The organism is Streptomyces sp. NPDC002032 (assembly GCF_042890765.1).
Taxonomy (GTDB): domain Bacteria; phylum Actinomycetota; class Actinomycetes; order Streptomycetales; family Streptomycetaceae; genus Streptomyces.
Genome location: NZ_JBIASM010000002.1, coordinates 856,275 through 869,022 on the forward strand (window position 1 = coordinate 856,275; position 12,748 = coordinate 869,022).

The 12,748-nt window shown below is 77.4% G+C and carries 7 protein-coding genes; 4 read left to right on the forward strand and 3 right to left on the reverse strand.

Annotation, left to right across the window (positions count from 1 at the left end):
* Positions 1-117 precede the first annotated feature (117 nt).
* Together ACFYYT_RS08010 and ACFYYT_RS08015 are read left to right on the forward strand one after the other, a co-directional pair.
* Positions 118-3,753: a serine protease gene (locus tag ACFYYT_RS08010; protein ID WP_388607132.1), complete on the forward strand. Its 3,636-nt coding sequence runs from the start codon at positions 118-120 to the stop codon at positions 3,751-3,753.
* A 130-nt stretch (positions 3,754-3,883) separates the two neighbouring features.
* A complete protein-coding gene (locus ACFYYT_RS08015; protein WP_351831556.1) occupies positions 3,884-4,843 on the forward strand; it encodes a bifunctional riboflavin kinase/FAD synthetase in 960 nt (319 codons plus the stop codon).
* An 84-nt stretch (positions 4,844-4,927) separates the two neighbouring features.
* Here the strand turns inward: ACFYYT_RS08015 and ACFYYT_RS08020 are convergent, their stop codons facing one another.
* From ACFYYT_RS08020 to eccE, 3 genes are all read right to left on the reverse strand, one after another.
* The gene (locus tag ACFYYT_RS08020; protein WP_388607134.1) at positions 4,928-7,465 is read right to left on the reverse strand and encodes an SCO5717 family growth-regulating ATPase; all 2,538 of its coding nucleotides are present in this window, start codon (positions 7,463-7,465) and stop codon (positions 4,928-4,930) included.
* Between the two features lie 199 nt (positions 7,466-7,664).
* Positions 7,665-8,387: a hypothetical protein gene (locus ACFYYT_RS08025; RefSeq protein WP_351829130.1), complete on the reverse strand. Its 723-nt coding sequence runs from the start codon at positions 8,385-8,387 to the stop codon at positions 7,665-7,667.
* A complete protein-coding gene (gene eccE / locus ACFYYT_RS08030) occupies positions 8,384-9,658 on the reverse strand; it encodes a type VII secretion protein EccE (protein WP_351829127.1) in 1,275 nt (424 codons plus the stop codon). Before eccE ends, ACFYYT_RS08025 begins: the two co-directional genes overlap by 4 nt.
* A 252-nt stretch (positions 9,659-9,910) precedes the next feature.
* On the opposite strand from eccE, the gene eccB reads away from it, so the two are divergent.
* Both eccB and mycP read left to right on the forward strand, forming a co-directional pair.
* The gene (eccB, locus tag ACFYYT_RS08035; RefSeq protein ID WP_351829124.1) at positions 9,911-11,491 is read left to right on the forward strand and encodes a type VII secretion protein EccB; all 1,581 of its coding nucleotides are present in this window, start codon (positions 9,911-9,913) and stop codon (positions 11,489-11,491) included.
* Positions 11,492-11,502: 11 nt separating this feature from the next.
* Positions 11,503-12,726, forward strand: coding sequence for a type VII secretion-associated serine protease mycosin (mycP, locus tag ACFYYT_RS08040; protein WP_351829122.1), 1,224 nt, complete (start codon positions 11,503-11,505; stop codon positions 12,724-12,726).
* Positions 12,727-12,748: the final 22 nt, after the last annotated feature.

The window sequence follows — 12,748 nt, forward strand, 5'->3', positions numbered from 1 at the left end:
CGCTCGGAGTGAATGGAGGGAGCGTAAGGGGGCGCTTTCGCCCCGCGTGCTTTTCGTGCTGATCTTCACTTGCCTACCGTCGTGACCACGGGTCCCGCGGCGGGAAGTGGTGCGGCGATGACGGACGAGGTCACAGGCGGTACGCGCGGTGGGCGCGGCACCGGGGACCGCGCGGATGCGGCGGAGCCGGTGGGTGCGGCGGAGCTCGTGCGGGTCTGCGACGAGGCCGGGCGCCCGCGCGGCGGCGGTTTCGTCGCCGACGACCGCGGCACGGTGATCACCAGCCACGAGGCCGTCGACGGACCGGGCCCGGTGGTGCTGCACGGCCCGGGGGACCGGCGCTGGCCGGCGCACCCGGCCGATGTCACCGCCCTGCCGGAGCTCGGACTGGCCCTGGTGCGCACCGACGGGCTGGGGCTGCGGCCGCTGCCCGTCGCGATGCGCGAGGTGATCGCTCCGGGGACGTACGTACGCCTCCCCGCGCGGGGCTGGCGCCAGGCGCGGGTGCTCGCGGCGGGGGCGGAGGTCACCTATACCGCGGCGGACCGTGCCCACCTGCTGCCCGCCACCGTCGAGCTGGCGATCGGCACGGACGGCCGGGACGCCCTGAGGTGTGGCGGCGGTGCCTGCGGGGGGCCGGTCCTCGACGCGGAGACCGGAGCGGTGCTCGCGGTCCTCGGCACCGCTCTCGCCCCGGAGCACCGCTCCGGAAGCTTCGCCGTCCCCCTGCGCGCGGCCGCCGCGGCCGCGCCCGGCGGTCCCCTCGCGGACCTCCTGGAACGCAACTCCGCCACCGTGCCGGGCCACGGGGCCGACCTCAACCTCGCCGGCGCGCTGGAGCTGACCGCGATCACCCTCGGCTCGGCGTTCCCGGCGGCCGTCGGGGCCGGGCCCGCGCGGGAACCCGTCCACCGGCCCGGCATCGCCGCCGGTCTGGCCGCCTTCACCGCCGGGGACCGCCCGGTGCTCGGCCTGGTCGGCTTCCCCGGCACCGGCCGCACCACCGCCCTCGCCGCCCTGGCCGCCGACCGCGCGCGCGGGCCCCGCCCCGCGCCGACGCTCTGGCTGCGCGGGGCGGACCTGCGCGGGGACGACGCCTCGCTGGCCGACGCCGTGACGCGGGCGCTCGCGGCGGCGGCCCGGATCGCCGGCGCCGGGGGAGGGGGGCCGGTGGACCGGAGCACGGCCGAGCGGGTCGCCGGGCTCGCGGGCGCCGCCGGGCGGGCGCTGCTGGTGGTGCTGGACAGCCCCGAGGAGATGCCGCCGGAGCTCGCGCACCGCCTCGCGCCGTGGACCGCGGCCACCGCCGGGTGGCTGCGCGGGACCGGCGCCAGGCTGGTCGTGGCGGCCCGGCCCGAGTACTGGGAGCGGGCCGGGGCGCTGTACCCGCCCGGGGCGCTGCACACCCCCGGCCGCCCCGCGCGGCGGCTGCCGCCCGCGCTGCCCGTCGGCGACCTGACGCGGGCCGAGGCGGCGGCCGCCCGGGCCCGCCTGGGGATCCCGGACGACGCCGTGCGCGAGGCCGACGCCCGGCACCCCCTCACCCTGAGCCTGCTCGCCGGGATCCGCGCCGCCGAGGTCACCGCGGGACGCCCCGGCCGTGACGAGGTCTTCGCGGCGCACCTGGACCTGGTGGCCCTCCGCGTGGCCGTCCGCATCGCCGCCGACACTGCTCCCGGGGACCCGTACGGTCCCCGGGATGCCGGGAGCGGCGGGGAGTCCGGCGGCGCCGGGGCCGCCCTGGGCACCGGGCGTGCGGGGTGCGGGGGCGAAAGCGGCGCGGGGTGGGCGGGCCCGTCGGGTCCCGGAGGCGCGGGGGGCGGGGAGCCCGGGGTGGGGGAGCCCGGGGGTGGGGGGTTCGCGGCTGCGGGTGGGGTCGGGTACGCAGGCGCGGGCCCGGGGGGCGGGCGGGTTCACGGGCCCGGGGTGGGGCGGCTGGCGGCACGGGTGGCCGGGCGGGTGCACGAGGCCGCGCGGCGGTGCCTCGGCCCCGGGCAGGGGCAGCTGGACCGGGCCGCCTTCGAGGAACTGTTCCCCTGGCGCACCGGCTGGGCCTCCGCCGTCCTCACCGAGGGCCTGCTCGTCCCCGCCGGCTCCGGCTACCGCTTCGCCCACGAAGAGTTCGCCGACTGGCTCCAGGCCGGCCACCTCGACGTCCCCACCGCCCTCGACGCCCTCGTGCACCACGGCCCGGCCACGCCCGGCCCGCCCGTGCCCCGGCACCGCGCCGGGCCCGTCCTGGAAGCCCTGCGGCGGCTGCCGGCCCCCGAGATCCGCAGCTGCCTGACCCGCCTGGTCGGCGCCCTGAACGCCTTCACGGAACACGGCCCCGTCCACCCCGACCGCGTCTGGTGGGCCTCACGGCTGCTGCGCGGCACCCTGCTCGGCGCCGCCGACGCCGCCCCCCAGCTGCCCGTCCTGCACGCCCTCGCCGAGCACGTGGCCCACGCCGGACCCGGCGAGTTCGACGGCCGGTTCTGGAACCGGCTCCGGCTGCCCGAGTCCGACCGCCTCGACCTGCTGCGCCGCCTGCTGCCCTCCGACCACCACTACCTGGAGGCCGCGGCCCGCCGCCTCGCCCGCGCCCCGCAGCTCGCGCTGCCCCTGATCTGCGCCTGGTTCACCGATGAACGCCGGCTCCGCGGCCGCCCCGGAGCCACCGTCGCCACCGCCGCCCAAGCGCTCCTGCACACCCACCGCGCCCTCGCCGTCGACGACCTCACCGAGGCCCTCGTGAGCGCCGCGCACCCCCGGGCCGACGAGCTGCTCGCCGTCCTCGCCGAGGACGAGCCCTCCGCCCTGTCCCGCGCCGTCGACCGCTGGGCCCACGACGAACGCCCCGGCCGGCGCGTGGCCGCGGCCGCGTACGGGCTCGCCACCGCCCCGCACGTGCGCACCCCCGCCGACCGTGAGCTGCTGCGCTACGCCGCCCAGGCGCTCCTCGCCCGCCCCGGGGACGTCACCCTGCACGGCAGCGCCCTCGCCGTGCTGCTCCGCGACCCCCAGGTCCGGGCCCGCTACCTGCCCGAGGCCCTCGACCGCTTCCGCGACCCCGAGCACGGCACCCGGCTGCCCGCCGCCGCGCTGGTCGCCGCGCTGCCCGTACTGCCCGACCAGGACGCGGTGTTCGCCGCGCTGCGGGCCCGGGCCGACGGGGAGGTGCTCCGCGCGCTGGCCGCGCTGACCACCCCCGGCCTGGCCCGCCGCGCCGCCGACCTCGTACGCGAGCACCTCGCGGCCCGCCCCGAGGACGCCCCGCACGCCGCCGCGTTCGTCGACCGGCGCCTGGAGCAGGGCCCGGGGGCCGGACCGGTCCTGCGGCCCCTCGTACTGGACTGGCTGCGCACCGCCCCGCCGCCGGTCCGGGCCGAGCTGGCCCGGGTCCTGGCCGCACCGGGCGGCGAACCGTCGCGGACGCTGCGGGGCGAGCTGGCCGGCGTACTGCTGCGCGAGGAGCCCGATCCGGCGGTCCTGGGCGCCTTCCTGGAGGCGCTCGCCGCGGCGGCGTCCGGCCGCCCGGAGGACCGTACGCGCGAGCTGCTGCGCCGCACCGGCCGGCGGCTGCTGTGCGTCCCCGGCGGGCCCGCCGTCTTCGAGCACCGCACGGTCGGGCTGGCCCGGGCCGAGCCGGCCTTCGGGGCGCTCCTCGGCCGCTGGCTCGCGGACGCGGCGGCGGAGGCCGCGGCGCTCCTCGGACCCGGAGCCCGGCGCACGCTGGAGACCCTCAGCAGGGCCGCACCGGACGTCACATGACCCCTCCGGCGTCCCCCCGGCGGCCCAGCCCGACGCCGATGCGGGGCCCCGGCCACGGACATGGCAGTCTTAGACCTGCAATCGGCAAGCAGTTCAGGGACTCAACGGGTTCGGGCGAGGAGCGGTCACAGTGCAGCGCTGGCGTGGCTTGGAGGACATCCCCCAGGACTGGGGACGCAGCGTCGTCACCATCGGCTCGTACGACGGTGTGCACCGGGGACACCAGCTGATCATCGGACGGGCCGTGGCGAAGGCGCGGGCGCTCGGCGTGCCCTCGGTCGTCGTCACCTTCAGCCCGCACCCCAGCGAGGTCGTCCGGCCGGGCAGCCACCCGCCGATCCTGGCCCCCTACGACCGCCGCGCCGAGCTGATGGCCGGCCTCGGGGTGGACGCGCTGCTGATCCTGCCCTTCACGGCGGAGTTCTCGCAGCTGTCCCCGGCCGACTTCATCGTGAAGGTGCTGGTCGACAAGCTGCACGCGCGCGCCGTCATCGAGGGCCCGAACTTCCGCTTCGGCCACCGGGCCGCCGGGAACGTCGACTTCCTGCGCGAGCTGGGCGCCACGTACGACTACGAGGTCGAGGTCGTGGACCTGGTGGAGCGCGGCGAGGCGGGCGGCGGCGTGCCGTTCTCGTCCACCCTCGCCCGCAAGCTCGTCGCCGAGGGCGACATGGACGGCGCGGCCGAGATCCTCGGCCGCCCGCACCGGGTCGAAGGCATCGTGGTGCGCGGCGCGCAGCGCGGGCGCGAGCTCGGCTACCCGACGGCGAACGTCGAGACGCAGCCGCACACCGCGATCCCGGCCGACGGGGTGTACGCGGGCTGGCTGACGGCGGACGGCGAGCGGATGCCCGCGGCGATCTCGGTCGGCACGAACGTGCAGTTCGACGCCACCGAGCGGACCGTGGAGGCGTACGCGATCGACCGCGTGGGGCTGGACCTGTACGGGATGCACGTGTCGGTCGACTTCCTCGCCTACGTGCGGGGCATGGCGAAGTTCGAGTCGCTCGACGGGCTGCTGGAGGCCATCGCGGACGACGTGAAGCGTGCGCGGGTGCTGACGGAGACGTACGACGACGCCGAGCGCTGAGACCACGCGTACGAGAGGGCCCGTACCGTCCTGGAGACGGTACGGGCCCTCTCGCGTGCGCGGCCGCGCCGGCCGGCGCGGGCCTCAGCCGAGGCGCGGGTCGCGCGGGGGCTGGCCCGGGGGCTGCGGCCAGGGCTGTCCGGGCTGCGGGTAGGGCTGGCCGCCGCCGTACGGGGGCTGCTGCGGCTGCTGGTAGGGGCCGGGGGCCTGCGGGGCCTGCGGAGCCTGCTGGGGGTAGGCCTGTGGCTGCTGGGGCTGCTGGGGCGCCTGCTGCGGGTAGGGCTGCGGCTGCTGGGGCGCGCCCCAGTGGGCCTGCGCCGCCTGCTGCTGGGCGCGTCCGAAGTCCTCGGCGACCAGGGCGGAGAGGGTGAAGTATGCCTCCCGCGTCTTCGGGCGCATCAGGTCGAGGTCCACCTCGGCCCCCGCTGCCAGGTGCTCGTCGAACGGCACCACGACGACGCCGCGGCAGCGGGTCTCGAAGTGCTGCACGATGTCCTCGACCTTGATCATCTTGGCGGTCTCGCGGACCCCGGAGATCACGGTGATGGAGCGCGAGACGAGGTCCGCGTAACCGTGGGCGGAGAGCCAGTCGAGGGTGGTGCTGGCGCTGCTCGCGCCGTCCACCGACGGGGTCGAGATGATGATCAGCTGATCGGCCAGGTCCAGCACGCCGCGCATGGCGGAGTAGAGGAGCCCCGTGCCCGAGTCGGTGAGGATGATCGGGTACTGGCGGCCGAGCGTCTCGATGACGCGGCGGTAGTCCTCGTCGTTGAAGGTCGTCGAGACCGCCGGGTCCACGTCGTTGGCGATGATCTCCAGGCCGGAGGGGGCCTGGGAGGTGAACCGCCGGATGTCCATGTACGAGTGCAGGTACGGGATCGCCTGGACCAGGTCCCGAATCGTGGCGCCGGTCTCGCGGCGGACGCGGCGGCCGAGGGTGCCGGCGTCGGGGTTCGCGTCGATGGCCAGGATCTTGTCCTGGCGCTCGGTGGCCAGGGTCGCGCCGAGGGCGGTGGTGGTCGTGGTCTTGCCGACACCGCCCTTGAGGCTGATGACCGCGATGCGGTAGCAGGACATCACCGGGGTGCGGATCAGTTCGAGCTTGCGCTGGCGGTCGGCCTCGGCGGCCTTGCCGCCGAAGCGGAAGCCGGAGCGGGTGGGCTTGGGCTTCTGCTTGGCGCGCAGCAGGCGGTCCGAGGACAGCTCGACGGCGGCGGTGTAGCCGAGCGGTGCGCCGGGGCCCTGGCCGGGCTGCTGCTGGTACGGGCCCGGCTGCGGCTGCGGCTGCGGCTGCGGCTGCGGCTGCGGCTGGACCTGGGCCTGGGGCGGCTGCTGGGCGGCCTGCGGCTGCGGGGCCCAGGCGGCGGCGCGGGGGTCGGCGGGGGCCTGCTGCGGGGGGAAGCCGTAGCCCTGCGGGGGTTGCTGCTGCCGGCCGAGGGGCGGGAACCCGTACCCCTGGGGCGGCGGCCCCGAGGACGGGAACGCGGGCGGCAGCGGCGGCAGTTCACCCCCGGGTCCCCCGAACGGAGGATCCGCGGGGGCGGGCGCGGGGGCGTACGGCCCCTGCGGGGTCCCTTCCGGGGGAGCGGCGGGCGGCGCCACGGGGCCGGGGGCCGCCGGGTACGGCGCCGGTGCCTGGCCGGGGAAGGCGGGCGGACCGTCGACCGGTGCCGGGCCCGCTCCGGGGGCTTCGCCCTGACCCGGGTGGGGCGACGCCGGGGCCTGGCCGGGCTGCTGCGCGGGGGCTTCGCCCTGCGCCGGGTACGGCGACGGGGCCTCGGCGGGGGCCGGGGACGGCGCCGCGTCGGCCGGAGCCTGGCCCGGGAACGGCGCGGGGGCTCCGGCGGAGGGCGGGACCGGCGCCGCGTCGGCCGGGGCCTGGGCCGGGCTCGGGAACTGCGGCGCGCCGGCCGGGGTCTGTGCCGGGTTCGGCGACGGCGCCTCGGCGGAGGGCGGGACCGGCGCCGCGTCCGTCGGGCTCAGGGCCTGGCTCGGGAACTGCGGCGCGTCGGCCGGAGTCCGGCCGGGGGCTTCGCCCTGGCCCGGGTAAGGCGACGGCGCCTCGGCGGCGGGCGGGAAGGGTGCCGCGTCAGCCGGGGCGTGGGCCGGGCCCGGGAACGCCACCGCGCCCGCCGGGGCCGGCGCCTGGCCGGACTGCGGCGCGGGAGCCTCGCCCGGGCCCGGGAACGCCACCGCGTCGGCGGGGCTCTGGGCCTGGCCCGGGTACGGCGCGGGGGCGTCGCCCTGGCCCGGGGCCGGCGCGTGGCCGGGCTGCGGCGCGGGGGCCTCGGCCGGTTCCGGGGACGGCGCCGCGTCGGCCGGGGCCGGCGCCGGGGCCGGGGTGTCGGACGGGGGGCGCGGGGCCGGCGGGGCGATGCGCATCGTCGGCGGGGACACCACGTCCGACGGGCGGTGGGGCTCGAAGCCGCTGCCCTCGGGCAGCCCGGGCAGCCCGGGAACCCCCGGCACCGGCGCGGCCTGCGCGGGCGCGCCCTGCGTGTACCAGGCCGGCGGGGTGTAGTCGATGGTGAACTCGCCCGTCACATCGGGCTCCGCGTCGGACTGATCGTCCGTCGGGACGTCCCACGTCCCGCCGCGCCTCTCGTTCCGATCGCCGCTCACTGGTCCGTCCTCCTGGTCTGTCGAACACCGGTCGGCGCCCACCTCGACGCCGCGCCCGCGCTCAGCCTAATCGCGCCCCGCGCTCCGAAAGCCCCGAGGTCGCGCCCCCGCACTCCTGCCTACAGGCCGCCCGGCCCCTGAGCAACCGTCATGGCCCACCACCGGCCCGCCGAACCCGCCGGCGCCGCCTCCCGCCCCCTCAGTCGATCCGCCGCGCGGCCCCCAGCAGGCCCGTTTCCGTCTCCGTACCCCGCGTCATCACGAACTTGCGGTCCCGCCGCGTGCACCACAGCGTCACCCCGTCCCCGAGGGTCGGCAGGGACTCCACCGCCGCCCCCGGGAGCGCCATCAGCGCGCCGATCCGCTCCGCCTCGTCGGGGGACACCCGCTGCACCCCCACCAGCGAGGAGTTGCGCAGCAGCCGCGGCGCCGTCGGGCTCAGGTACGGCAGCAGGGTCAGCACCGACTGCCACGGCCCCGCCACCACCCGCCCGCGCGGCGGCCGCATCCCGCAGTCCCGGATCACCAGGACGGGGCTGCCCGCCGACGCGCCCTGCGGCGGCACCCGCCCCACATCGTGCAGGGTCACGCACTGCTGTCCGCCGCCGGCCGCCTGGGCCAGCGCGGACCACACCTGCCCGCGTCCGGTCTCCACCGCGACCCGGGCCCCCGTCGCGGCCGCGCGCAGCGCCAGCACCTGGGCCGTCCACAGACCGCCGATCAGCGTGACCTCGTACGGCGTCGGCCGGTTCACGCCGAGCACCGCCGGGCGGCCCTCCGCGTCCACGCCGATGACGACCCCGTCGTCCCCGACGGGCAGCGCCAGCCCGTCCAGATCGGCCGCCGCCACCACGTGCCGCTCCCGGCGCGGGCCGACGAGCCCGAAACCGCCCCTGACGCCGCCGCGTACCCCGCCCCTCATCGGGCTCCTCCCAACGGCAGCGAGGCCAGCAGCCCCGGCACCTGTTCCCGGTCGAGCCGGACCAGTCCGGTCTTCACGCCCCGCGCCGTGCGCTCCAGTTCCCGCCGGGCCGCGACGAGCTCCTCGTCGCTGCGCCCGGTCACCCGTACGTGCCCGGTCAGCGTCACGCCCTGGCGTTCGGCCGGGGCCATGGTCAGGCTGAAGTTGGTCGCCAGGGTCGGCAGGGACGTCAGCAGGGCCACGAACTGCGGCAGCCCGGCGCCCGTGCCGCCCAGTTGCGGCCAGCGGGCTATCCAGTACGTGGTGTGCCGCCGGTCGTCGCAGCGCCAGGTCCGCGGGGTCTCCTCCGTGCGCCGCCCCGTGCTCGCCGCCCGCCCGGCCTGCGTGATGGCCATCGGGTTCGCGCAGGAGGAGGTCGCCAGCGCGCCCGTCAGCTCCTGCTCCGTCAGCACGGTGGCCCGGAAACCGGCCCCGGCGAGCCGGCTCGCCAGCTGGTCCGCCACCCGCACCAGGCAGCGCTGCGCCCCCGGCAGACCGCCCCCGCGCGCGGCGACGGCCTCCGGGCACAGTTCCGGGTCGAGCTTGAGGGCGATCCACGTGAGCCGGACCGCGGGAGCGCCGGTCTGCGCCTGGAGCGGGGCGTAATTGCGGGCCGCCATCGACCGCTCCGGCAGGTGCGGGGCCGGGGCGGGCTGGGTGTGCTGCACCAACTGCGCCGACTCCAGCCGGATCCCGTCCACTTCGAGGACGTCCCGTACGGCGGACAGCGGCAGGGGCCGGTCCGTCCGCCCGGGGCGCAGCGCGGTGGCGTCGGTGTCCACCTGGACCACCGCCGTCAGGAAGGTGCCGTCCCCGACCATCCCGACCGGGCGCCGGTCGCGGTCGTTGAACGTCAGGGTCCGCAGCGCCGGATCGGCCTCGACCAGCGGCGCCAGCCCCGGCTCGGTCCCGGCGGGCACGGCGAGCGCGGCGGCCCTGCGCCGCCGGGCGCGCAGGGCGAGCGCGCCGCCGATCCACTCCGGCAGGGAGCGCTGGTGGCGGCGTACGAGGGCCAGCAGCACCAGGACCAGCGCCAGCACGCCTGCGGGCACCAGCAGCAGCGGCTGCACCACCCACGCCACGAGCAGCGCGCCCGCGGCGAGCTGGAGGAGGACGAGCTGTTGCAATCGGAACGGACCGAAGCGGCCCGGGCCCGACTTCGGATGCGGCGTCACACCGCCGCGCGCGGGTGCGGCCGCGGCCGCCCGCGGCTCCGTCGCGGTGGCACTCATTCGCGCCCCTCCCCTCTCGGGGGCGGACCGTCGCTCCCGGGGCCGCGCGGCAGCCGCCGCCCGGCTCCGGAACCTCCCCGATCCACCCCGGCACGCCCTGAATTCCCGGTCTCGGCAGGCGCCCGGCGGCTGTCCCAGCCCACCCGCCCCCTGCCGACCCTCCGTCAAGAGGCATAGTAGGTCCCCGGTCCGACGACGAAGGCCCGGGGAGCGGCCCCACCGACCGGGCCGGGCGGGGAGAAGCAGGCGGTCATGGCATCACGACGTGATGAGCTCAACGCGTACACCTTCGCGAAGCGGCGCACGGTGGCCGCGTTCCTCCAGCCCTCGGCCACCGGATCCGAGGAAGGCGCGCCCAGGCCGCTGCGCGCCGTGGTCCCCTCCGTGGTGATCGCGGCGCTGGTGGTGGCGGGCTTCGGGGCGTGGGGCATGTTCAAACCGCAGGCCCCCAAGGGCTGGGCCGAGCCGGGCACCGCCGTCATCGTCGGCAAGCAGTCGACGACCCGGTACGTGGTGCTGACCACGAAGACCGGCGGCAAGGAGCAGACGCGGCTGCACCCGGTGCTCAACCTGGCCTCCGCGCGGCTCCTCCTCGACCCGCAGAAGTTCAAGGTCATCCAGGTCGAGGACAAGGTCCTGGACGCGGGCGAGCCGCCGCGCGGCCCCATCATCGGCATCCCCTACGCCCCCGACCGGCTCCCCGCCCGGCAGGACGCGGGCAAGGCCAAGCGCTGGGCCGTCTGCCAGCAGCCCGGCGGCAACGGGCGCGGTGTGCAGACCGCCGCGTTCGTCCTCGCCGACCGCGAGGCGGGGCTGCTCGACGACGGGCGCCGCACCACCGACGGCCAGGTGCTGTACGTGCAGAGCACGGGCGGCGCCAAGGAGCGGTACCTGGTCGACGCGGCGGGCACCAAGTACCGCTTCCCGGAGGGCAAGCCGGACTCCGGGACGCTCACCACCGCCCTGGTCGGCACCGGCGCCACCCCCCAGCCGGTCACCGAGGAATGGCTGGCCACCCTGAACGCCGGCGACGACCTGGCCTTCCCGCACCTGCCCGGCACGCCGGGCGCGAACGCCGCCGTGCAGGGCCTGGGCAGCGCCGACGCCAAGGTCGGCATGGTGCTGACCGCCCAGACCGGCACCGGCACGCAGCACTACGTCGTCCTGCCCGACCGGGTCGCGCCCGTCTCGGAGTTCGTGGCCTGGCTGCTGATCTCCGCGCCCGCCACCGACAGCCTCAACATGCACGGCAAGCCCCACGAGACCGACCTGCAGTCCCTGAACCCCGACGCCACCCCGTTCGCGGACGACGCCCGCTGGCCGCGCCGGCGCGGCCCGCAGGTCAACCGGGTGGCCGACGTCCCCGGGGCCCCGCAGGGCGCCGAGCACCGCGACACGGTGTGCAACGTGCTGCGTTCCGTCGACGGGCAGGGCGGCCAGACGCTGAGCACCTGGGCCGGGACCGGCTTCCCCGTGGACATCGCCGCCAGCGGCACCAGCTCCTACGTCACCCCCGGCACCGGCCTGCTCTACACGCAGGTCCAGGGCCGCCAGAGCACCGCCGGCGGCGCGCTGTTCCTGGTCACCGACACCGGCCTGCGCTACGCCGTCCAGGCCAACGGCGACAGTGACGCCGCGCAGTCGAAGATCGGGGCTCCCGACCCGCAGGCGCCCGGCGGCGCCGGGGACGGCCGTCCCGAGGCCAGCCAGGCGCAGATCCGGCTCGGCTACGGCGGCGTCGTCCCCGTCCGGGTGCCCATCGCCTGGTCGGAGTTCCTCTCCAAGGGGCCCCGGCTCGACACCAACTCGGCGCGTCAGCCCCAGGGTTCGTGAGGAGAGCGGCCGTGTCCCGGACTTCCCGCGCCGTGCTGGTGAGCACCGCGTTCGCCCTCGTCGCGCTGAGCGGCGCCCCCGCCTCGGCCGTCCCCGCGCCCGGGTCCCCGTACGGGCTGGGGCTCGACGGGGCGGGGGAGTGCACGTTCCCCATGAAGAAGCAGATCGCCGACCGCCCCTGGGCCCTCCAGCGGCTGATGCTCGACGCCCTGTGGGCGCGGACCAAGGGCAAGGGCGTACGGGTCGCCGTCATCGACACCGGAGTCGACCGCGCCAACCCGCAGCTCTCCGGCGCCCTCGACACCGGCGCCGGGCGGGACTTCCTCGACGCCAAGGGCGGCGACGGCACCAACGACACCGTCGGCCACGGCACCAAGGTCGCCGGGCTGATCGCGGCCCGCCCCCAGGAGGGCACCGGCTTCGTCGGCCTGGCCCCGGAGGCCACCGTCATCCCCATCCGGCAGAACGACGGCCAGGGCAACGGCAAAGCGGCCACCCTCGCCCAGGCCATCGACCACGCCGTGGCCAAGGGCGCCCAGGTCATCAACATCTCCCAGGACACCGACGCCCCGCTGACCCCCGACTCCGAACTCGCCAAGGCCGTCCAACGGGCCCTGGACGCCAAGGTGGTGGTCGTCGCCTCCGCGGGCAACGACGGGCTCTCCGGGCAGAAGCACCGGACCTACCCGGCGGCCTTCCCGGGCGTCCTCGCCGTGGCCTCCTCCGACCGCAACAACGAGCGGGCCGCGTTCTCCCAGCCGGGCGACTTCATCGGCGTCGCCGCCCCCGGGGTCGACATGGTCTCCACCGTCCCCGGCTTCGGGCAGTGCGTGGACAACGGCACCAGCTTCTCCGCGCCCTACGTCGCCGGGGTGGCGGCCCTGCTGCGCGCCGAGCACCCGCAGTGGACCCCGCAGGAGGTGGTCTGGCAGATCCAGAACACCGCCGAGCGCTCCGTCAAGGGCCGTGACGACTACGTCGGTTGGGGCGTGGTGGACCCGGTCCGCGCGGTCACCCAGGACGGCGAGCCGCCCCGGGCCCCCGTCCCGGACCCGGGCCCGCCCCCGGCGGCCGCGCCGCGCGCCGCCGAGCTGGCGCTCTCCGAGACCGCCCAGGAACGCGAGGAGCGGATCGGCACGTACGCTCTGGGCATCGGCGCCGTGCTCATCGCGGTGATCGCCGCCACCGCGACCGTGGTCCGCGACGCCCGCTCCCGCCGCCGGCCTTTGCAGTGAACGGTCACGGTTCATCGACGGT

Excerpts from the sequence above, each read along its gene's own strand:
- eccB (WP_351829124.1), top strand. The coding sequence starts at position 9,911 with ATGGCATCACGACGTGATGAGCTCAACGCGTACACCTTCGCGAAGCGG.
- ACFYYT_RS08025 (WP_351829130.1), bottom strand. The coding sequence starts at position 8,387 with ATGAGGGGCGGGGTACGCGGCGGCGTCAGGGGCGGTTTCGGGCTCGTC.
- eccE (WP_351829127.1), bottom strand. The coding sequence starts at position 9,658 with ATGAGTGCCACCGCGACGGAGCCGCGGGCGGCCGCGGCCGCACCCGCG.
- ACFYYT_RS08010 (WP_388607132.1), top strand. The coding sequence starts at position 118 with ATGACGGACGAGGTCACAGGCGGTACGCGCGGTGGGCGCGGCACCGGG.